At 48.5% G+C, this 22,300-nt stretch carries 19 protein-coding genes; 17 read left to right on the forward strand and 2 right to left on the reverse strand.

Annotation, left to right across the window (positions count from 1 at the left end):
* The first annotated feature begins 5 nt into the window (after positions 1-5).
* The 11 genes from D0T92_RS00415 (at position 6) to D0T92_RS00465 (ending at position 13,038) form a co-directional block, all read left to right on the forward strand.
* Positions 6-1,175, forward strand: coding sequence for a glycosyltransferase (locus D0T92_RS00415; protein ID WP_151049178.1), 1,170 nt, complete (start codon positions 6-8; stop codon positions 1,173-1,175).
* Positions 1,172-1,789 carry a sugar transferase gene (locus tag D0T92_RS00420; protein WP_151049180.1) on the forward strand — a complete coding sequence of 206 codons (618 nt, stop codon included), beginning with the start codon at positions 1,172-1,174 and terminating at the stop codon, positions 1,787-1,789. Before D0T92_RS00415 ends, D0T92_RS00420 begins: the two co-directional genes overlap by 4 nt.
* Positions 1,776-2,747: an ATP-grasp domain-containing protein gene (locus D0T92_RS00425; RefSeq protein ID WP_151049182.1), complete on the forward strand. Its 972-nt coding sequence runs from the start codon at positions 1,776-1,778 to the stop codon at positions 2,745-2,747. The genes D0T92_RS00420 and D0T92_RS00425 overlap by 14 nt, the downstream gene beginning before the upstream one ends.
* Positions 2,731-3,411, forward strand: a complete 681-nt coding sequence (locus D0T92_RS00430; protein ID WP_151049184.1) for an HAD family hydrolase — start codon at positions 2,731-2,733, stop codon at positions 3,409-3,411. Before D0T92_RS00425 ends, D0T92_RS00430 begins: the two co-directional genes overlap by 17 nt.
* 62 nt (positions 3,412-3,473) lie before the next feature.
* Positions 3,474-4,256 (forward strand): formyltransferase family protein, encoded by a 783-nt coding sequence (locus D0T92_RS00435; protein WP_151049186.1) that lies wholly within the window; start codon positions 3,474-3,476, stop codon positions 4,254-4,256.
* Positions 4,249-5,424: a DegT/DnrJ/EryC1/StrS family aminotransferase gene (locus D0T92_RS00440; RefSeq protein ID WP_151049188.1), complete on the forward strand. Its 1,176-nt coding sequence runs from the start codon at positions 4,249-4,251 to the stop codon at positions 5,422-5,424. Before D0T92_RS00435 ends, D0T92_RS00440 begins: the two co-directional genes overlap by 8 nt.
* Before the next feature lie 108 nt (positions 5,425-5,532).
* A complete protein-coding gene (locus tag D0T92_RS00445) occupies positions 5,533-7,437 on the forward strand; it encodes a nucleoside-diphosphate sugar epimerase/dehydratase (protein ID WP_151049190.1) in 1,905 nt (634 codons plus the stop codon).
* A 101-nt stretch (positions 7,438-7,538) separates the two neighbouring features.
* Complete coding sequence (locus D0T92_RS00450) at positions 7,539-8,666, forward strand: polysaccharide export protein (RefSeq protein WP_151052918.1); 1,128 nt, start codon at positions 7,539-7,541, stop codon at positions 8,664-8,666.
* A gap of 30 nt (positions 8,667-8,696) precedes the next feature.
* Positions 8,697-9,137, forward strand: a complete 441-nt coding sequence (locus D0T92_RS00455; RefSeq protein ID WP_151049192.1) for a low molecular weight protein-tyrosine-phosphatase — start codon at positions 8,697-8,699, stop codon at positions 9,135-9,137.
* Positions 9,138-9,187: 50 nt separating this feature from the next.
* Positions 9,188-11,362, forward strand: a complete 2,175-nt coding sequence (locus tag D0T92_RS00460) for a polysaccharide biosynthesis tyrosine autokinase (RefSeq protein ID WP_151049194.1) — start codon at positions 9,188-9,190, stop codon at positions 11,360-11,362.
* A gap of 374 nt (positions 11,363-11,736) precedes the next feature.
* Positions 11,737-13,038, forward strand: coding sequence for an ammonium transporter (locus D0T92_RS00465; RefSeq protein WP_225315151.1), 1,302 nt, complete (start codon positions 11,737-11,739; stop codon positions 13,036-13,038).
* A 118-nt stretch (positions 13,039-13,156) separates the two neighbouring features.
* Here the strand turns inward: D0T92_RS00465 and D0T92_RS00470 are convergent, their stop codons facing one another.
* Positions 13,157-14,428 (reverse strand): BaiN/RdsA family NAD(P)/FAD-dependent oxidoreductase, encoded by a 1,272-nt coding sequence (locus tag D0T92_RS00470; RefSeq protein ID WP_151049196.1) that lies wholly within the window; start codon positions 14,426-14,428, stop codon positions 13,157-13,159.
* 228 nt (positions 14,429-14,656) lie between these two features.
* Between D0T92_RS00470 and D0T92_RS00475 the strand changes: the two genes are divergently transcribed.
* Positions 14,657-15,094, forward strand: a complete 438-nt coding sequence (locus D0T92_RS00475; protein WP_151049198.1) for a c-type cytochrome — start codon at positions 14,657-14,659, stop codon at positions 15,092-15,094.
* Positions 15,095-15,240: 146 nt separating this feature from the next.
* The gene (locus D0T92_RS00480; protein WP_151049200.1) at positions 15,241-15,621 is read left to right on the forward strand and encodes an MAPEG family protein; all 381 of its coding nucleotides are present in this window, start codon (positions 15,241-15,243) and stop codon (positions 15,619-15,621) included.
* An 81-nt stretch (positions 15,622-15,702) separates the two neighbouring features.
* On the opposite strand, the gene metE is transcribed toward D0T92_RS00480, so the two are convergent.
* On the reverse strand, positions 15,703-17,979 hold the full coding sequence (gene metE / locus D0T92_RS00485) for a 5-methyltetrahydropteroyltriglutamate--homocysteine S-methyltransferase (protein WP_151049201.1): 2,277 nt from the start codon (positions 17,977-17,979) through the stop codon (positions 15,703-15,705).
* A 378-nt stretch (positions 17,980-18,357) separates the two neighbouring features.
* On the opposite strand from metE, the gene D0T92_RS00490 reads away from it, so the two are divergent.
* From D0T92_RS00490 to D0T92_RS00500, 4 genes are read left to right on the forward strand one after another with little or no spacing between them, the layout of a single operon-like run.
* Positions 18,358-19,269, forward strand: a complete 912-nt coding sequence (locus D0T92_RS00490) for an AAA family ATPase (RefSeq protein WP_151052920.1) — start codon at positions 18,358-18,360, stop codon at positions 19,267-19,269.
* On the forward strand, positions 19,253-20,200 hold the full coding sequence (locus D0T92_RS00495) for a DUF58 domain-containing protein (RefSeq protein WP_151049203.1): 948 nt from the start codon (positions 19,253-19,255) through the stop codon (positions 20,198-20,200). Before D0T92_RS00490 ends, D0T92_RS00495 begins: the two co-directional genes overlap by 17 nt.
* Positions 20,194-20,316, forward strand: a complete 123-nt coding sequence (locus tag D0T92_RS11665) for a hypothetical protein (protein ID WP_263641688.1) — start codon at positions 20,194-20,196, stop codon at positions 20,314-20,316. Before D0T92_RS00495 ends, D0T92_RS11665 begins: the two co-directional genes overlap by 7 nt.
* Positions 20,310-22,286, forward strand: a complete 1,977-nt coding sequence (locus tag D0T92_RS00500) for a transglutaminase family protein (RefSeq protein ID WP_151049205.1) — start codon at positions 20,310-20,312, stop codon at positions 22,284-22,286. Before D0T92_RS11665 ends, D0T92_RS00500 begins: the two co-directional genes overlap by 7 nt.
* The last annotated feature ends 14 nt before the right edge of the window (positions 22,287-22,300 follow it).

Consider the following 22,300-nt stretch of genomic DNA (forward strand, 5'->3'; position numbering starts at 1 on the left):
ACGATATGAATATTACCATTGTCGCTCCTTATTGCTCGCTGCCGCCGGAACCGCACTTCAACCGTTTCTGGTATTTGGCCGAATTACTGTCCGAGTCACATAATGTGGTTCTTATCACCAGTAATTTCCGGCATTACGACAAATCATTTCGAACATCCGAGCAAGCGGCGGCTGCCTCAAACGACCGTTTAAAAGTAATATTACTTAATGAAAGCGGCTATCAGAAAAATGTGTCGGTTGCCCGACTGAAAAGCCATCATGTTTTTGTTAAATCATTGGAACAGATGCTGGAGCATGGTGATTTCGGTACACCCGATATCGTCTATTCTGCCTATCCTTTTATTGCTTCCAATATTGTATTGGGCAAGCATAAGCAGCGCTTGGGCTACAAACTTATTATTGATGTACAGGATATTTGGCCGGAATCATTTTCTGCCGTCATCCCCCAATTGAAAAAAATCCCACACCGCCTCTTACCCTTTTCTTCCAAAGCCGACCGGGCTTACCGCTATGCCGACGGCTTGGTCGCAGTATCCCAAACTTACTTACAACGGGCACAGGAAGCCAATCCTAAAGTACCCGGTGAAGTGGTTTATATCGGTGCCGATTTCGATACATTAGAAAGCGTACCCATACATACTTTTCATAATCAAAAAATACGTTTTTTCTATCTTGGCACGCTAAGCTTCAGTTATGACATGGAAACTGTATGCAAAGGTATTACCCAATTGGCCGGTGAAGGTGAAAATGTTGAGTTACATATTATGGGCGGCGGGCCCGATTTAGAAAAATTACAAAACTATACTCATGAATCAATAAAATTTTACGGTTACTTGCCTTATAGTGAAATGATGTCGGTCGCCAAAGCATGCCATATTGCCATCAACCCTATCCACGCACACTCTTCCGCCTCTATAACGAATAAATTATCCGATTATATGGCACTACAAAAGCCGATATTAAACAGTCAGGTAGGAAAAGAAACTGACGAAGTGCTCTCGCTACTTCCTCACGCAAATTATCAATCCGGTAATGTGGAGAGTTTCGTTGCTGCTGCCCGCAATATCTTAAAGCATAAAGATGATCCCATTCAAAATGATGAAATTATCAAACGCTTTAAACGAGATGTTTCCTATCGAAAAATCATCAATCTGATAGAGGGGTTAGGTGTATGAATAAGCTCTTGAAACGCCTTTTGGATATTGTCGCTTCGGCACTCGGTTTGATTATCTTATCACCGATATTGCTGATACTCATCTATTTAATCCGCAAAAATCTCGGCTCCCCTGTTTTCTTTACCCAAACGCGTCCGGGCCAAGATGGCAAGCCGTTTAAGATGATTAAGTTTCGCTCTATGCGTGATGCGGTTGATGCAAACGGCAATCCTTTACCCGACAGCGAACGGCTGACCGATTTCGGTAAAAAACTCCGTGCCACCAGTCTCGACGAACTGCCTGAGTTATGGAATGTTTTAAAAGGCGATATGAGCTTGGTCGGCCCGCGCCCGCTGTTGATGCAGTATCTGCCGCTCTATAATGAATTCCAATACCGACGCCATGAAATGAAACCGGGAATTACCGGTTGGGCCCAAGTCAACGGACGCAACGCTCTTTCATGGGATGATAAATTCAAATACGATGTTTGGTATATCGATAATTACAGCTTTATGCTGGATATAAAAATCTTATTTTTAACCATTAAAAAGGTATTCGTGCGGGAAGGTATTTCCGCAGAGGGAGAAGCAACGATGCCTTATTTCACGGGAAACCACGATCATGAAAAAAAATAATATTCTTATTTTATCTGCCGGACGCAGAGTGGAGTTGATACAAGACTTCAAAACTGAAGCCGCGCAATTGTCGGATGACATTAAAATTTTCACTACTGACTTAAACCCACGTCTTTCATCTGCATGCCACATAGCAGATGCAGCCTTTAGCGTCCCACCGATAAGTGACGACGGTTATATAGACTATATTTTCGAGCTGGCTGTGGCACAAAATGTCGGCATGATCATACCCACTATTGATACGGAATTACAGAAACTTGCCAATGCACGTGTGCGCTTTGAAGAGGCGGGCATCCATATTGTGATTTCCGATCCTGTTCTGGTAACTATCTGTCGTGATAAACGTCTGACGGCCAAATTATTTGACCGTTACGGTATTGAAGCCCCCGAAATATATGATCGTAAAAACCTTTCTTTCCCTTGCTTTGCCAAACCCTACGACGGCAGCCGCAGTATCGGTACAAAATATATCCATTCAGCCGAAGATTTATCTTATGAATTGTTAAAAGACCCAAAAATTATTTTCTGCCGCTATATCAATATTAAAGATGAATTTACCGAATTTACTGTTGATTTGTATTACGACCGTTCAAGCCGTCTGAAATGCGCGGTTCCTCGTGAACGCCTTGAAGTACGTAGTGGAGAAGTCAGCAAAGGTGCGACACGCCGCAATAATCTATATCAATTGATGATTGAGAAACTTTCTGTATTAGAAGGCGCACGCGGCTGTATTACTGCCCAGTTTTTTTGTAAAGGCGATACCATTTACGGCATTGAAATCAATCCCCGATTCGGTGGCGGCTTTCCGCTCACCTATGCTTCCGGCGGCAATTATCTGGGCTGGCTGATACAAGAATATTTTTATAACCGCGACATTGCTTTTTTCGACCAATGGGAAAACAACTTAATTATGTTGCGTTACGATGCGAAAGTGTTGGTGCATGAAGACCACCGTTAAGCCGTCTGAAAGTATTCTGGTTTTAGATTTGGATGATACGCTGTATGCCGAACATGACTATAAGCTATCGGGAATTCATGCGGTATGCCGGGAAATTTCATCACTTTACCCTGAATACCGTGAGAAAGATCTGATATCGCGTATCAACACAGACAGCAGTACTTGGCTGGAAGAGCTTTGCACTATTTGTGAATTTAACGAATCGGAAAAGCAATCACTTTTATGGCTTTATAGAACGCATAAACCGAACTTAAACGGTTTTATGCCGTCTGAGAAACTTAAGTGCATATTAAAACAATTTACTGCATGCGTCCTACTTTCAGACGGCCGCAGCCTGACACAAAGACAGAAACTCAAGGCTTTAAATTTATTAGATTATTTTGACGATATTTTGATTTCGGAAGCTTATCGTTCCGAAAAACCTGATAGCAAACGTTTTTTACAGGTACAACAAACCTATCCGGGCAAAAATTATATTTATATTGGCGATAATATTAAAAAAGACTTTATCACCCCTAACCGCCTAGGCTGGTTGACCATAGGCATCCGGCCGACATCAAAAAATATCCACCGGCACCGTGCGGATGATTTTGATGAAGCACACCAGCCCTGCGTATGGATAGAAAGTATTAACGAACTGCCGACACTTTTTTTGTCGGAGTAAAAAATAATATCGCTATTCAATTCACTTTTACAGATAATTTCATCGAAAAGGAATGACCCCAAATGACCAAAATTCTTTTTATGGGCCGCAAAAAAGTATCAGCCGCATTATTAGAATTTCTAATGCACCAAGCCGATGTGGAAATTGTAGGGGTATTAACCGACAGCCATTTACAAGGCTCGCCTACAGCTGCAGCTGCCAACCGTCTCGGTCTGCCTTTATATACTTTTGATACCGCACTACAAGCCATGCGTGAAGGCCGTCTGAAATATGATTTAGGGGTATCCGTACTCTACTGGCGTAAGCTGCGTGATGAATTTCTAACCACGCCCGTGCGCGGTACGATTAATTTCCACCCCGCTATTCTGCCCGAATACAAAGGCACCGGCGGCTATAACCTAGCCATTATGGACAAGCTTTCCGAATGGGGTATTTCCGCACACTATATCGATGATTCTATCGACACCGGCGACTTAATCGAGGTCGTTCGTTTTCCAATGAATCCGGATACCGAAACCGCCCAATCGCTCGAGCAAGAATCTATGCGTGTTTTAGAGCATTTTGCCAGACGGTTGATTATGCAAGCTATTGGCAGCACTGAAAAATTACCGACTTACCCCAATATCGGCGGCAGTTATACCAGCCGTGCCGAAATGGAAGCCATGAAAGCCATCCGTCCCGGCGACGATGTAGAAAGAAAAATACGTGCATTTTGGTTTCCGCCATACGATGGTGCCTACATTGAAATCGACGGTAAAAAATATACCTTAATCAACCGTCAGATTTTGGAAGAAGTCGCCCCCAAAGATTCCACCAGCCTTTTTGCAGGACAAGCCGATGCTTAATACTTCTCTCGCTCCCTGGCCAAGCTTCACCCAAGAAGAAGCCGATGCCGTATCCCGTGTTTTACTGTCTAATAAGGTTAACTATTGGACAGGAACGGAGTGCCGTGAATTTGAAAAAGAGTTTGCCGCATTTGCCGGTACACAATATGCCGTTGCGCTCGGCAATGGCACTTTAGCCCTAGATGTTGCCCTTAAAGCCATGAATATCGGCGCGGGTGATGATGTGATTGTGACATCACGCACTTTCTTGGCCTCGGCATCAACCATTGTCACCGCAGGTGCCAATCCGGTGTTTGCCGATGTGGATTTAAACAGCCAAAACATCACTGCCGAAACCATTCAAGCCGTTCTCACGCCCAATACCAAAGCCATTATCGTGGTACATCTGGCCGGTATGCCCGCCGATATGGACGGGATTATGGCATTGGCCGAACAGCACAAACTATGGGTGATTGAAGATTGTGCCCAAGCACACGGTGCCAAATATAAAGGCCGCTCCGTCGGCTCTATCGGCCATATCGGTGCATGGTCGTTCTGCCAAGACAAAATCATGACCACCGGCGGCGAAGGCGGCATGGTCACCACCAACGATAAAGAATTGTGGTCGAAAATGTGGTCGTATAAAGACCACGGTAAAAGCTACGATGCGGTTTACCACCGCCAACATCCGCCGGGCTTCCGCTGGCTGCACGAAAGCTTCGGTACCAACTGGCGCATGACCGAAATGCAGGCGGTTATCGGACGTATCCAACTCAAACGCATGCCGGAATGGACGAAACTGCGCAGAGAGCATGCCGCGCAACTTGAAGCTACTTTAAAACCGTTCAACAGTATCCGCCTCATCGAAGTATCCGATGATATCGAACACGCCCAATACAAATTCTATGCGTTTGTCCGACCTGAAAACCTGAAAGAAGGTTGGAGCCGCGACCGTATTGTCGAAACATTAACCGAACGTAAAGTCCCCTGCTATCAGGGTAGCTGTTCGGAAGTTTATTTGGAAAAGGCTTTCGAAAATACACCTTGGCGGCCGGCGAAACGTTTAAAAAATGCCGTAGAACTGGGCGAAACTTCATTGATGTTCTTGGTTCACCCCACCATTACGGCAGAACAAATGGATTTCTGCCGCCGTAATATTGATGAAGTTTTAAGGGAAGCAACAAGGTAAGCCTCTTTTCAGACGGCCTATTACTTCAGGCCGTCTGAAATAGCTGTATATAAAACATCATCTATGATTGATATAAAAAAACAATAAATAACTAACCGGATAATAAAAATGAATCTGGAAACATTGCTGAGTCTGCCTCGAAATACTAAAAAAACATTCTTCGTTATCCACGATATGATGGTGATATTCGTGGCCTTTTGGTTTGCCGAAAGCCTGAAAGCCAATTACAACAACGAATGGAGCAGTATTGCCAACTGGTTCGCATTTGCGTCAACCGCTTTATTGACTATATTGTTATTTGTCAAAATGGGGCTCTATCGTGCCGTTACCCGGTATGTGAGTACCCGCATTCTTAGCACTGCCGTTATTGGCTGTGTTATTTCCGCAGTGATCTTTTTTATCAGCGTTTTGGTGTTCGAGCAGCGTCTGCGTTTGGCTTTGCCGATTGTCTATTTTCTGATGCTGGTGGTTTTGATTACCAGTTCGCGTATTATTCTCAAGGCCATATTGACCGACCGTAGCAACCGTAAGCAAATGACACCAGTCATTATCTATGGTGCAGGGCAATCGGGTCGCCAATTACTCGAAGCCATCAAACAAGTCAACGAATACAATGCCGTCGCCTTTGTTGACGATAATCCCGCTATCCAGCGCACCACCATCTATGATCTTCCTGTGTACAGGCCGTCTGAAATCAAAGATTTGATCAGCCGTTACGGCGTCGAAAAAATCTTATTGGCTATTCCCAGTGCCAGCCATGAAGAACGCAAAATAATTATCGAACGTTTGAAAAAACTGCCTTGCGAAGTATTGGCGATTCCTGGCATGAAAGATTTGGTAGACGGCAAAATCAGCGTCAGCTCGTTGAAAAAAGTTTCAGTTGTCGATTTACTCGGCCGCGAACCTGTTGCCCCCAACCCTGAATTGATGGGTGCGGATATAACCGGAAAAGTGGTCATGGTTACCGGTGCCGGCGGCTCAATCGGTTCGGAATTGTGCCGCCAGATTATCCGCCAACATCCTGCCAAGTTGATATTGTTTGAGTTATCCGAATTCTCGCTATACAGCATTGATAAAGAATTAAATGAAACTCAGGCAAACGCATCCAATCCGGTAGAAATCATACCGCTGCTCGGCTCGGTACAACACCGTAAACGTCTAAACAGCATTATGAAAGCCTATGATGTACAAACCGTTTACCATGCCGCCGCCTACAAACATGTTCCGATGGTCGAATTCAATACTATTGAAGGCATACGCAATAATGTATACGGCACGCTATTCTGCGCCCAAGCCGCTATTGATGCTGGGGTAGAAACTTTTGTTTTGATTTCTACCGATAAAGCCGTCCGCCCTACCAACACCATGGGTGCCAGCAAACGCATGGCCGAACTTTGTTTACAAGCATTAGCGGCCGAAAGCGGTCAAAAAACCCGTTTCTGTATGGTTCGGTTTGGTAATGTGCTTGGTTCTTCCGGTTCGGTCGTACCTGTTTTCGAAGCTCAGATTGCCGGCGGCGGCCCCGTTACCCTGACACATGAAAACATTACCCGTTATTTCATGACCATACCCGAAGCCGCCCAACTGGTGATTCAGGCCGGTGCGATGGGCATAGGTGGGGATGTGTTTGTGTTGGATATGGGCGAATCTGTGAAAATCATTGATCTCGCCCGTCAAATGATTCGTTTGAGCGGCTTTGAAGTGAAAGACGAAAACCACCCTCACGGCGATATTGAAATTAAAGTGACCGGCCTGCGTCCGGGTGAAAAACTGTATGAAGAATTGTTAATCGGGGAAGAAGTACAGAAAACTACCCATCCGCGCATTATGACGGCCAGTGAAGTGATGTTGCCTTGGTCAGAACTGGAAAAAATACTCCAATATATGGATTCCGCATGCCGGGAAATGAACCAAATGGCACTCAGACAACTCTTATTAGAAGCACCCACAGGTTTTGCCCCGAAAGATGACATTTGCGATTTGGTATGGCGGCAACACCAGCAGGCCGTCTGAAAACCCATATAGCGTTTTCAGACGGCCTGCCGTGGCAACCAATCAGATAAATATTCGGCAGCCTGTTATAAACGCTTTACCCTTAAGGAACAACCGTGAATATAAAAAAATACAGCATTATCAGTTTTTCACTGCTGGCTTTTACTGCCGGCTGTACCGTGATACCCGGTTCAGGGCTGCCTACTCGCAATAAAACCGTTGTTTATGAAAACAATGAATCCGAAACCGACAACGATCTTGACAGCCGCATCAACCTTTATCCTGTCACGCTCAACCTGATCGAGCGGATGGAAAAACCTATACCGACTGCTTTAAGCAATCCCGCACTCGACCGACAAAAAGCCGGATACCGTTACCGTATCGGCCCTGGTGATGTTTTGAATATTGTTGTGTGGAACCATCCCGACCTCAACACACCGGCCCAAATCGCCCATAATCCGGAAAGCAGACAAGTCGCCAACGGCGCCTGGATTGATGAATCCGGTTATCTGGACTACCCTTTAATTGGTCGGGTTTTAGCCAAAGGGAAAACCTTATCAGAATTACAAAATATTCTGACAGCCCGCCTAAAACGCTATATCAAAAAACCACAGGTTTCCGTTAATATTGCCGAATTCCGCTCACAACGTATTTCCATATCCGGTGCCGTCGGCAAACCCGGACAACTACCGATTACCAATGTTCCATTAACCCTACTGGATGCTATTGATCAAGCAGGCGGTGCCGCGGATAACGCCGACACCCGAAACATCAAATGGACCCAAAACGGCATCGAACGCACCATCTCGTTGCAAGACATGCGCCAATACGGCGACCTCTCGCAAAACTTACTCTTAAGCGGTGGTGACGTGATTTATGTACCCACCATCGAAAACAGTAGAGTTTATATGATGGGTGAAGTCGGCAGACAAACCGCACTGAATATGGGCAATTACGGACTCACACTAACACAGGCACTCGGTCAAGTAGGCGGCATCAGCCAGCTGACTTCCAATGCTTCCGGCATTTTTGTTATCCGCAATGCCCCCGACGACCTCCAAAAACCGATACATATTTACCAACTTAACCTGAAAGATGCCTCGGCCTATGCATTGGCCAACCGCTTCCATCTACAAGCAGAGGATGTGGTTTATGTGACGGCTGCACCTGTTGCCCGTTGGAATCGTGTTGTTTCACAACTGACGAATTCGATTACCAATATCAATTCGATAGACGATACCCTCCGATAAGCAGCTTTAAAGCATTAACGGGCGAGCACCATGTATCAAAAAATTTTAATCGTATGTATCGGTAATATTTGCCGCTCGCCCACAGCCGAGCAGTTATTGAAACAAAAAATGCCCCATCTGGATGTTTCATCAGCCGGATTGCGGGCACTGGCAGGTAAAGATGCTGACCTGCAAGCGATTCGGACTGCCTTACGGCACGGCCTGATTATCGCAGGGCATACCGCCCGCCAACTGACCGCCGCTATGTGCCGGCAGGCAGATTTGATATTGGTGATGGAAACGGCACATATTGATATGGTGGCGGCCGTATTGCCTTCGGCCAGAAGCAAAACCATGCTTTTCGCCCAATGGCTGCCACACAAAAACATACCCGACCCTTATCGTCGGGACAACGAAGTGTTTGAAGCAGTTTACCGCCAGCTAGAAGCAGCTGCCGAACAATGGGCATTTAAACTAACCCTTCGCCCCTAAGCCGCTTTATTGATAAGAAAATAAATAAAATACACAAGGAAATACCGATAATGGCAAAACAATACTCCGCTTTTTCACCCAACAACAATAACAGCGGCGAAATCGATGTAGGCCTGCAACTACGCAACCTACTCAATTACAAATATCCCATCCTTATCGCCGTAACCGCAGGAGCGCTACTTGGCGCACTATATAGTTTTGCCGCCACACCCGTGTATCGTGCCGATGCCATGCTGGAAGTTGAAACCAAGCAAAACCAAATTCTGGCTGAAATCAACAGTATGTTGAATTCCACGGAATCCCCCACCTCCGAAGCAGAATTGGAATTAATACAGTCGCGCTTGGTTTTAGGCCAAACCGTTGACGAACTGCAACTGGCACAAACCGTTAGCCCGAAATACTTCCCGATTATCGGCAATCTGGTACACAACCTCAGTAGCGACATCGATCCTGAAATCCGTATCCATACCTTTACAGTTGGCGACGAATGGCTCAATCAACCTTTCATCCTCACCAACCAAAACAACAAACTGTATACCGTAGAACTGCCCGACGGACGCACAGTCAACGGCACTGTCGGACAGGCACTAAAAATAGGCCCGAGAGCAACATTACAGATTAATCAAATTTTGGCGGAAAGCGGTCAACGCTTCACACTGGTCAAACACTCCAAACTTAGCGCTATTGAAAATCTCAAACAAAACCTGACCGTATCCAGCAAAGGGAAAACCAGTCCGATTATCAATCTGGCTTACCGTGGTACCGATCCGGCCAAAATCACCCGGATACTGAACAGTATTGCCGATAACTACGTCAACCAAAACATCAACCGCGATGTTCAGGTTGCCGCCAGCGGCTTGGCCTTTATCGGCGAAGAGCTGCCCCGCCTGAGATCTACCCTCCAAGATGCAGAAAATAAATTAAACGAATACCGCAGACGAACCGGCTCATTGGATATTCCGGTTGAATCGAAAGGTGCCTTGGAAAGCCTGATTAATATCGAAACCGAAATTACCATGCTACGAACCGAAGAGGCCGGCCTTGCCGAATTATTCACGCCCGAGCACCCCAACTACAGAGCCGTGCTTGATAAATTATCGGTTTTAGAAAAAGCCAGAAATAAAATCAACCAACAGATTGCCGAATTGCCCAACACCCAACAGGAAGTAATCCGCCTGACCCGTGATGTGGAAACCAACCAAACCACCTACACCCAATTGTTGGCCAAACAGCAAGAACTGAATATTATGAAAGCCAGTGCTCAGGGCAATGTATGGATTGTCGATTACGCTGATGTACCAGAGCTCCCCGTTGCACCGCGTAAAGTTGTCATTACTTTGCTTACCGCATTATTTGCCGGCGGTCTGACTGCAGCTTGGTATATGATACGCTCCATATTGCGCCACGGCCTGAGCAGACCCGAAGAAATCGAAGCTATGGGCTTGGATGTTGCCGCCCTGATTCCATTGTCTAAAACCCAACATCGACGCAGTGCATTCGGCGGCAAGCTGAAAACCCGTTCCGGCCACACGCATCCTCACTATCTGTTGAGTTTGGAATCCCCCACAGATGCCGCAGTAGAAGCTTTGCGTGCCTTGCGTACCAACGTCTATTTTTCAATGGCAGATGCCAAAAACAATATTCTGATGATTACAGGCACGGCACCTGGAACAGGAAAATCCTTTATTTCCGCCAACTTAGCCACCCTGATGGCACAATCCGGCAAAAAAGTGCTGTTAATAGACGGCGATATGCGTAAAGGTTATTTAAATGATTTTTTTGGTGCCACACCGGATCAAGGCTTATCTGAAATTTTAGAAGGCAAACTATCACCCGGACAGGCCGTACAAGAAACCAATATTTCAAATCTAAGCTTTATCAGTCACGGCGAGCTGCCGGAGAATCCTTCCGAACTCCTGTTGGATGGCCGTCTGAATACACTATTGGGTCGTGCCCGCCAGCGTTATGATTATGTGATTGTCGATACCCCGCCGGTATTGTCGGTTACCGATGCCAACATTGTCGGCCAACAAGCAGGTATTTCTCTGCTGGTGACCCGCTACAACAGCACAACCGAACGCGAACTCGATATCAGTGTCAACCGTCTGCTACAAAGCAACATAGATATTCACGGCATCATCCTCAACGGCATGAAAAGTGAAGGTATAGATGGTTACGGCTATTATTCCAGCTATACCGATTACAAACCTGATATGAAAAAATAATATATAAAAACAGGCCGTCTGAAAACTTTGTATGAAAGTTTCAGACGGCCTACTTTATACAAGCCCAGCATATCTCATCTTCAAAAAAAACATCTCAAAAACAGCTTCATTTTATCAATCAAAATATTTTTCTTGAGCAAAGAATCAAATTGTAGTAATTTCATTACAAGAGATTGTAAACAATTTTACAAAACCAAACTAAATAATCAAAATATAAAACGATAAAACCATTCTATAAAATATTATTATAATCTTATATATATACAAAAAAATAATAGAAATCTTTACCTAATAAACCCCAATCAGACACGATAAAAATATTTAAAAAACCATATCCATTCCCTAGGAGCCACCTGCCAGTGAAACAAACACATATATTACCCACATTAGCCGCCTTAGCCCCTCTGCCCGTATTCGCTTCGGGAACGGAAGATTGGTGGCAGCCGTTTACGGCACTCAATACAGGGGACACCGCATGGGTAATGATATCTGCCGTATTAGTACTATTTATGGCCATTCCCGGCCTGGCCTTGTTTTACGGCGGCATGGTTCGCAAAAAAAACCTGCTTTCCACTATGATGCATAGCTTTTCAGCCGCCGCACTGGTGAGCGTTTTATGGGTCGTGGCCGGCTATTCCCTTGCCTTTACACCGGGCAATATGCTGATTGGCGGCTTTGACCGCCTATTTTTAAACGGTATGAGTATGGATTTGGCTCGGGAAACGGTGACAGTTGCACCCAACGCAGCCAGCATTCCTGAAACCGTATTTATGCTTTTCCAAATGACCTTCGCCATTATTTCAACCTGTATTATTACCGGCGCCTTTGCCGAGAGGATCAAATATTCGGCCATGATGTTATTTTCCGGCTTGTGGGTGATGTTGGTTTATGTGCCGGCCGCCCATTGGGTTTGGGGTGGCGGTTTTATGAGCGAAGGCGGGGTGTTCGACTATGCCGGCGGTACGGTTGTTCATATTACCGCAGGCGTATCGGGCTTGGTGAGCGCCATTGTTTTAGGCCGCCGCGTGGGCTATGGCAAAGAAGCCATGCCGCCGCATAATATGGCCTTCACCCTAACCGGCGCAGCGATGCTGTGGGTGGGTTGGTTCGGTTTTAATGCCGGTTCGGCCGTTGGAGCCAATGCTTCGGCGGGTATGGCCATGGCCGTTACTCAAATATCGGCAGCAGCCGGTGCACTGACTTGGCTGGTGTGTGAAAAACTCGCCAAATACCGCCCTTCCGCGCTCGGTATTGCTTCCGGTGCAGTCGCCGGTTTGGTCGGCATCACCCCTGCCGCCGGCTTTACCGACCCTAAAGGCGCACTGATTATCGGTATTCTCACCACTGTTTGCTGTTATATTTCATCGGTCATTATCAAACACAGAATCGGTTATGATGATTCACTGGATGCTTTCGGCATTCACGGCTTCGGCGGCTTAGTCGGTGCCATTCTGACCGGTATTGTATTCAATAATCAAATATTCGGCGGCAATGCAACCATCGGCAGCCAACTGCTGATTCAACTGAAAGATGCTTTAATCATTGTGGTTTACAGCGGCATTGCCAGCTTCCTCATTTTAAAACTGGTTGCCCTTATCTGCGGCGGCTTGCGTGTCGAGCATGATGTCGAACGCGAAGGCTTGGATTTAAATATCCACGGCGAGCGGGTGGAATAACCTTTCTTCAATCAAGCCAAAGCCCGAAGTTATTCGGGCTTTTTTAATGTTGCGACCAATACGCTATCTTGATAAAGAGGCCGTCTGAAACACACTTATCTTTTCAGACGGCCTTGTCCTATATATGCTCATCCGCCCTTAACGCCTCAGCCGCACATACAGCCGAAGCCCACGCCCATTGGAAGTTATAGCCGCCGAGCCAGCCGGTAACATCCATCACTTCCCCAATAAAATATAGGCCTTCGCATTGTTTACTCTGCATGGTTTTCGGGTTGATTTCTTTCACATCCACACCGCCGCGTGTCACTTCCGCTTTCTTATGGCCGTCTGAACCGGTGGGCAAAACCGTCCAGTGATTCAGGCTTTGGCCGAGCTGCTGCAATAACGCATTGGGAATATCCGCCCACTTTTGCCCCGCTACTGCCTGAAACGGCTCCCTGCCCAACCAAAAATCAATCAGGCGTTCGGGCAATACCGGGCAAAGCTGTTTCAAAGCGGTTTTGAGTTGGATTTTTTTGCCGACTTTATCGCGGCACAATACTTCTGCCAAATCGGTATCGGGCACCAAGTTCACCATAATATGCCTGCCGGGCTGCCAATAGCTTGAAATCTGCAATACCGCCGGGCCGCTTAATCCTTTATGTCTGAACAATAAATCTTCATCAAACACAACCGCCTGCTTACCACTGCCGGTACTAATCCGCACCGGCAGCGCGATACCCGAAAGCGTATCAAAGCCCTGCTCCGCCCATTTTTCAAAGCGCAACGGCACCAAAGCGGCTTCGGGCGGAATAATATGATGGCCGAACTGTTTGGCCACTTCATAGCCAAACGGTGATGCACCCACAGCAGGCACGGCCAAGCCGCCGGTGGCGATGACCAGATTACGGCAATAAAACAGACCCTGATCGGTATTGATACCAAATCGTGCCTGCTCATAGCCTGCCGGCGCGATTGGCAATGCGGTTAGCGATTCGACCGTACACCCCGTATACCATGTTACCGAACCCAAACGGCATTCGTTTTGCAACATCTCGACAACCGCTTGGGCGCTGTCGTCACAAAACATCTGCCCTTTATGCTTTTCATGATAGGCAATGCCGTATTTGTCTAACAAGTGCATAAAATCTTGGGCGGTATAGCGCGATAAGGCATAGCGCACAAAGCGCGGCTGCTGCGAGACATAATAAGGCGAGCCGTCGTGCCCGTTTAAATTGCGATTGGTGAAATTACAGCGCCCACCGCCTGAAATACGGATTTTTTCACCGATTTTCACGGCATGATCCAGCAAAGCCACGCTTTTGCCGCCTTGTCCGGTGCGGGCGGCGCACATCATACCGGCCGCACCGGCGCCGATAATCACGGTATGAAAATATGAAGTCTGGCGCATCGGATTACCTAAACAGAAAAAAATGATGATATACGCTGAACATAAAATAATATAATATTGATTTTTATAAAAATTCAACTTTTAAAAAAGCCTGCCATCATAGCATATGCTACGATTGGCGCAATGGTACCCTATAAGCACCAAACCCTATCAGGCCGTCTGAAACCGTTTTTTCAGACGGCCCCAACCACATAATAATCAATACCCGATAACCACAAGGAACACGCTATGAAAAAATACCTTTGGGCATTGCTATGCCTGCTACCCGCCGCCCTGCCCGCGCACGCCGAAGACAACGACGTCAAAGCCCGCCAGCAATATATGAAAGAATGGCGCGGGCTAACAAAGCAAATGAACAATATGTTGCAAAAACATAATATTTTATCGTTTCCATCCGGCGAGTTTGCCGAATTAACCAAACAGTTAAACGATACGGCAGCCGAACCGTGGCCGCTTTTTCAGACCGACAGCAACGACGGCAATTCCGAAGCCAAAGCCGATATCTGGCAGCAACCGCAGGCATTTCAAGCGGCTATCCGGCGTTTCAACCAAGCGGCCGCCGCATTGAATCAGGCCGCCCGCAGCGGCAATTATGACGCCGTGCAAAAGCCGATGGAAGCATTAAACCAAAGCTGCAAAAGCTGCCATAGCCGCTTTCGGGAATAAGCCCAAAGTTTCAGACGGCCTCATTCTCATGCCTGTGCAGTATAAGCAGAAACTTAATTGATTTATCGGATTCCAAACATTACCCGCTGCGATAGGGCAGTTTGTATTCGGAATGGTTGATGGTTTGGTTTATTTAGGAGAAGACAATGAACTTTATCCACATAATCGGCCTCTGCGCCCTTTTGCAATATCTATTCTTCGGCATCCAAGTCGGACGGGCAAGGGCAAAATACGGCATACAGGCGCCTGCAATGGCAGGAAACGAGCAATTCGAGCGTGCCGTCCGTGTTCATGCCAACACCTTGGAACAATTGGTTGTTTTTCTGCCTGCCTTGGTGATTGCTTCTTCTTATTGGCAAAACGGAATAACCGTTATTATCGGCTTGGTATACCTAATCGGCCGTTTTATCTACTGGCGCGCCTATATGGCTGACCCGTCAACCCGTGCAATCGGCTTTCTGCTCACGGTGATTCCCAGCGGCATATTGATTATTATGGGACTTATCGGTGCCGTTTTTAAAGCATAAGCCTTTTTGATATTTCAATATACAAGGCCGTCTGAAATCATTTCAGACGGCCTTGGTTACATCTTAATCAAACCGACTCAATTATTTATTGGCCAGTTCGGCACGCAGTTTTTTGGTAACATCCATCATCACTTGCAGCTGCTCGATGGTTTCTTTCCAACCGCGGGTTTTCAAACCGCAGTCCGGGTTCACCCACAAACGCTCTACCGGTACCACTTCCATGGCTTTGCGCAACAGATGCTCGATTTCGTCGGCAGTCGGAACGCGCGGGCTGTGAATATCGTACACGCCAGGGCCGATATCGTTGGGGTATTTGAAATCGCCGAAGGCGGTCAGCAATTCCATATCGGAACGTGATGTTTCAATGGTAATCACATCGGCATCCATAGAGGCAATCGCCGGCAGAATATCGTTAAATTCCGAATAACACATATGGGTGTGGATTTGGGTGCTGTCTTCCGCGCCGACAGACGACAGGCGGAACGCTTCGCATGCCCATGCCAGATATTCGTCCCATTGCGCTTTTTTCAGCGGCATGGCTTCGCGGATGGCCGGTTCATCGATTTGAATCACTTTAATACCGGCTTTTTCCAAATCCAATACTTCGTCGTTCAACGCCAGCGCAATTTGTTTGGCCACTTCGCTCAACGGAATATCATCACGCACAAACGACCATTTAAACATGGTAACCGGGCCGGTCAGCATACCTTTCATCGGGCGCTTGGTCAGGCTTTGGGCGTAAGAAGACCAGTAAACCGTCATCGGATTCGGGCGGGAAACGTCGCCGAAAATAATCGGCGGTTTCACGCAGCGGCTGCCGTAGCTTTGCACCCAACCGAATTGGGTAAAGCAATAGCCGGCCAATTGCTCGCCGAAGTATTCGACCATATCGTTACGCTCGGCTTCGCCGTGTACCGGTACGTCCAATTCCAATTTCTCTTGCTCTTCCACGCAGTAGGCGATTTCTTTTTTCATGGCCGCGTCGTAATCGGCTTCGCTCAATTCGCCTTTTTTGAAAGCGGCACGAGCCTGACGGATTTCCGTAGTTTGCGGGAAAGAGCCGATGGTTGTGGTCGGCAATACCGGCAGATTCATCCAAGCCTGTTGGGCTTTAATGCGCTCTGCAAACGGTGAATTGCGCTTGTCGGCACCTTTCACCAATGCGGCCACGCGGGCTTTCACAGCATCGTTGTGAATCAGTTTGTTGGTCGCGCGGTCGGCGGCGGCGGCATCCGAAGCGGCAATTTCTTCTTTTACACTGTCTTTACCATGTGCCAAAGCTTGTTTCACGACACCCAGCTCAACCAATTTTTGGGCGGCAAAGGCCATCCATGATTTGATTTCGCCATCCAATTTTTCTTCGACAGCCAAATCTTGCGGGCTGTGCAACAACGAGCAGCTCGGCGCAATCCATAAGTTGTTGCCCAGTTTGGCTTTAACCGGCTCTAAAGTATCAATCACTTTAGATAAGTTGGCGCGCCATACGTTACGGCCGTCAATCAGGCCGACTGACAATACTTTGTTTTGCGGCCATGCATCGGTAAAGACGCTCAATTGCTCGGGAGCACGCACGCAGTCGATATGCACGCCGTGTACCGGCAATGATTTGAGCAGGTTCAGATGCTCGGCAACCGAAGCGAAATAAGTACCGATAATAATGCGCACACCGGTATGGGCAAATTCTTTATACGCGGTTTCAACGGCTTTAATCCAATTTTCATCGGCATCGGCGGCCAAAATCGGCTCGTCGATCTGAATCCAATCCACGCCTTCGGCAGCCAGTTCGCGCAATAATTGGGCATAAGCTTGCAATAGTTTGGGCAACAGGCTGATGCGTTTGAAATTATCGTCTTTGGCTTTACCCAACCACAACAAGGTAACCGGGCCGACCAAAGTAGGCTTGATATCATGGCCTTGCGCTTTGGCTTCTTTGATTTGGGCAATCAGGTTTTTAGCGTTGACTTTAAATTCGGTATCGGCATGCCATTCCGGAACGATATAGTGATAGTTGGTATCGAACCATTTGGTCATTTCCATTGCAAACTGAGTGGCATTACCGCGCGCCAGTTGGAAATATTCCGGCAGGCTCAGATTGGCGGCATCGAAGCCGAAACGTTTCGGAATCGCACCCAAAGTGCAAAGTAAATCAAGCACATGGTCATAGAAAGAAAAATCGCCGACCGGCAATAAATCGGCACCGGCGGCTTTTTGGGTCGCCCAGTTTAAACGGCGGATTTCCGCAGCGGTTTCCTGTACTTCGGCTTCGGTTTTCGCGCCTTTCCAAAATGCTTCGACGGCGAATTTCAATTCACGCTTCGCGCCGATGCGCGGATAGCCTGACAGATGAAAAGTGTTCATGTATAACTCCTTTATTGTGATCATTAAACCAATGGTAATGGCTGGATTTTGATAAGCTTATCTTGAATGTTTTCCGAACGGATTGCAAACGAGTTATTTGCATAGGAATATGAATATTTTTAATAGTGCTATCGCTTCAGCAAAGCAAAAGAATATCACTTTCCACAATAAGCCGTCTGAAAATTTTCAGACGGCCTGTTATTTGATTATGTAAAAAATAATACACTAAGTTAACAAAATAGCCGCCGTTTAGCGAATATGCAAACCGTTTATGATAAAATCTTAACCAATAGTCGGCGGCATGCCGTCTATGCCGCACCCAACCATTCCATCAACAGGAAAACTGCCGATAAGGCTTTTTTTATTTATATAACAACGATGAACAAAAACATACAAAACGCATTACAACAGCTCAATACGCTGATTTTGGGAAAAGAAAACGTGATGCGGCAATTAATGGCCGCCATTTTAGCCGGCGGGCACATTCTGCTCGAAGACGTACCCGGCGTCGGCAAAACCACGCTGGCGCACGGTGTAGCCGCCGTGCTCGGCTTAGACTACCGCCGCGTACAATTCACCAACGATATGCTGCCCTCCGACCTAATCGGCGTAAACGTTTACCGCCCCAACGAAGGCACTTTCGAATTCCATTCCGGCCCCGTTTTCCATTCCTTTCTATTGGCCGACGAAATCAACCGCGCTTCGCCCAAGCTTCAGTCCGCCCTATTGGAAGCAATGGAAGAGCACCAAGTATCGGTAGAAGGCAAAACCTATACGCTGCCCGAACCGTTTATTGTGGTCGCCACCCAAAACCCGACCGAACAACTCGGCACCTTTCCGCTGCCCGAATCGCAACTCGACCGCTTTATGATGCGCCTCAGCATGGGCTATCCCACCGAAGCGGCCGAAAAACAGCTTTATCAGCAAGGCAGCAGCCGTGCCGCTCTTCCGGCTTTACAAGCCGTTTGCGATGCCGCCACTTTGCGCCAATGGCAGCAACAGGCCGCCCAAGTCAAATGCGCTCCCGCTGCCGCCGATTATATTTACCGCTTGGTTAACGCCACCCGCCAGCCGGGTCGGTTTATATTGGGCTTAAGCCCGCGCGCCGGTTTGGCCGTTTTGGCTGCGGCCAAAGCATGGGCGTTTATGCAGGGCAGAAACCATATTTTGCCCGAAGACATCAAAGCCGTTTGGGTGCCGGTTGCCAACCACCGCCTACAACCGGTGCAGCAAGACCGCCCCAGTGCCCACCTTCTGGCGGATTTACTCAACCATGTCCCCGTCGCCTAAACGCCGCCTGCCGGCGGTAACCGGCCGCTCGCCCGACCTATCGGCTTTATATTGCCGGCCGACCCGCTTAGGGTTGGGGCTGCTGGTAACTATTGCGCTGCTATGGTTGGTCGGGCTGAATTATCAGGTAAACCTTGCCTATGCCGCCGCTTTCTGGCTGGCAGGGTTTGCAGTGGTGGCGGTATTAACCAATCTGCGCCAACTGCTGGCCTTGCAAATCGATATTAAAACGCCGTCGGAAATCTTTGCCGGAAATACCGCCGCGCTAACCCTCAACACCCCGAACAACACCCGCCGCCGCTGGCTGTGGCTCTGCAATGAAGACGACTTTATCAACGCCGAAACCGCCGCCCCGCAGTTGTGGCAGCCGTGGCCCGTCGCCTCGGACGGCCAATCCGTTTATATATGGCAGGTGCCCACTTTAAGGCGCGGCTATTTACGGGTGCCGCCGCTCAGAACGGCTTCCGTCGCCCCATTCGGCATAAGCATGGTGCAATGTGTTTGGCAATGGCCGAGCAACACCATCGTTTACCCCGCACCAATACCGCACGAACACCCCATAAGCCAAAAACAAAGCGACGGCACCGACAAACAATACCGTTCCGTTCAAGGCGGCGATGACCCCGCCTATTTACAACCGCACCAAAACGGCATGCCCTTGCAGCATGTGGCATGGAAAGCTTTTGCCAAAACAGGCGAGATGCTCGACAAACGCTTTGAAGAACAACAACACACCGCAAACCGCAGCATGATTTCCTATTTGGACTACCCCGTCGGCACCCCGACAGACCGCTTGGCCGGATTACTCTGTTTTCGGGTACTCGAAGCCGAACGGCGCGGCCAGCCCTATATATTGGAACTGCCGCAAAAAATAATTGCACCGCAAAAAGGCCAGCGCGAAATCTGCCTGACGGCACTGGCTTTGTGGTAACCCTTTCAGACGGCCTCACCTTAAAGCGGGTATCCAACCCTATCCGCCAAACATCAAAACAGACAGGCCGTCTGAAACCCGATAGCCACCATACACACAACGAACCGCTATGCTGATTGCCAACCCTTCATTCCTCAAGCAAACCCCGCCGCCCGCAGCAGCGGCCACCGTATTGCTTACCTTATTATTAACCGCCCTGCCGCTGGTTACAGCCCTGCCCGTGCCGGTGATGATCACATTCGCCGTTTTATGGCTGTCGCGGCTGGCGATTTTAAAACTGAATACCGCCCGCATCCCCAAAGCCGCCCTGATTGTGGTGATGTTCGCCGCCGGCGCACTGGTGTGGCAGCAACTCGGCACCGTATTCGGCCGTGAGGGCGGCATATCGTTTCTGCTGCTGATGATTATGCTCAAAGCATTCGAAGGCGGTTCGCGCCGCGATTGGCAGGTATTGCTGTTGGCGATGCTGTTTTTAATCGGCTCTTCGGTTTTATTGAATCAAAACCTATTAATCGGCGCATGGCTGCTCACCGCCCTACCCGCCGTGGGCATCTGTTTTGCCGTATTGTGCGGGCTGGGTATTAAAGAATCCGCCAAACACACCTTCCAAGCCCTATTGCTCACCCTGCCGCTGATGGCATTATTGTTCGTAGCCGTGCCGCGCCTGAGCGAACCGCTATGGAGTATTCCTCAAGAAAAAGGCCAAGCTAAAACAGGTTTATCCGACACTATGGAACCCGGCAGCATCAGCAATTTGGTACAAAGCGACGAATGGGTTGCCAATATCACCTTTGCCGACGGCTTTATCCCCCGCCAAAGCGACTTATACTGGCGCGCCGTGATTATGGCCGACTTCGACAGCATCCGCTGGCAGGCTTTAGACGACACCAACATCGACGAAGCCCGCCCCATCGCCGAAGCCGCCGACACCATTTCCTATCAAATAGTCATACAAGATCAAAACCGCGTCCTCCCCGCCTTAGACTACCCTACCGGCGACATGCCCAGAAGATTAACCCGCCGCGCAGGGCAAACCATCCGTGCCTACCGCAGCCGCGAAGGTCTACGCCGCCTCAACCTACAGGCAACCGCAAAAAATACCTTAAACCACAAACTCTACCGCAGCGAATATGCCCGCTATACCCATCTGCCCGAAAACGGCAACCTACAAACGCGGCAACTTGCGCAAACCCTTGCCGAACAATCCGGCAATCCCAGGCAGTTTATCGACAAAGTTTTACACTATTACCGCAGCCGGCCGTTCCGCTACACCCTCCAACCGCCGCGCACCCCGGGGCGAAACGGCATAGACGAATTTATGTTTCGCACGCTGGAAGGCTTTTGCGAACATTACGCCCAAAGTTTTGTGGTGATGATGCGCGCCGCCGGCCTGCCCGCCCGCATCGTAACCGGCTATCTCGGCGCCGAATACAATTCACAAGCCGGCTTCTGGCAGATACGCTCCAAAGACGCACACGCATGGGCGGAAGTCTGGCTGCCCGACGAACAAGTATGGTTGCGCGTCGACCCCACCGCCGCCGTATCCTCAGCCCGCACCGAAAGCGGCATCCGCGAAGCCCTGCCCGAAACCGAACGCAATATGGTTTCAGACGGCCAAAGCACCTTTGCCCGCTGGCAAGACACCAGCCGCTTCTATTGGCAGCAATGGGTTGTCAACTACGACCAAAGCAGACAAAACAACCTGTTTTCCCTACTCGGCTTAGGCGGCTTCAACGCCCAAACCCTATTGCTGGTGTTGCCCGTCGGCTTATTGATTGCCCTATTACCGCTGCTGCGCTGGTGGCATAAAAACCGCCAAAGCGAACGCGACTACCTCAACGAAGGCTTTTCATTGCTCAAAACCGCCCTTATGGGGCCGAACGACGAAACCGCAGCCGCCACAAGCGCAGGCGAACTGCAAACACTATTACGCGAAAACCGCCTCGAAGACAAAAACCTCACCCGCCTGCTGCGGCAATACGAGCAATGGCTATACGCCACCGAACGCCCCGCCAAAAGCACGCAAAAAAGCTGGTATAAAGCCGCCGCCAAAATTGCGCGGCATTATGCCCGAAACCATCATTAAGCTTTAAATCAAGG

The sequence above is a fragment of the Neisseria zalophi genome (genome assembly GCF_008807015.1).
Classification (GTDB): Bacteria; Pseudomonadota; Gammaproteobacteria; order Burkholderiales; family Neisseriaceae; genus Neisseria; species Neisseria zalophi.